Consider the following 364-nt stretch of genomic DNA (forward strand, 5'->3'; position numbering starts at 1 on the left):
AGTAATCAACTCTATGTCTTGTGTAATAATACCTTGCCACCAAAATAGCTGACTAAGACAAAAACATAATACGCCACTGCGGCTATTCTCAAACTCACCAGGGATAACACCAATACAACCAACACATAGGCCATCAACTTCAAAAGCTTTAATGATGCCACATTTTGCTCCTTCCTTTACCCACCAGGTTGCATCTGCGTGAGTATAAGGAAATGGAATTTTAGAGGACAAATAGCGACCTCCTAGTTAAGCGTTCAAAATGGGGACTATTTGGCTGGTTTCGTGTTGTTTTTCTGGTCGTAAAGTGCTCATGCTACAAAGTAGTTTGGTATTTAGTGGCTCAATATTAGCAGTCTTTTATTGC

Annotated in this window: 1 pseudogene; it reads right to left on the reverse strand. The window is 39.8% G+C overall.

Annotation, left to right across the window (positions count from 1 at the left end):
- A pseudogene (locus CWB77_RS18130) lies at positions 1–312 on the reverse strand (GNAT family N-acetyltransferase); the annotation flags it as partial.
- Positions 313–364: the final 52 nt, after the last annotated feature.

Origin of the sequence: Pseudoalteromonas sp. S1610 (genome assembly GCF_005887465.1) — a bacterium.
Lineage (GTDB): Bacteria > Pseudomonadota > Gammaproteobacteria > Enterobacterales > Alteromonadaceae > Pseudoalteromonas > Pseudoalteromonas undina.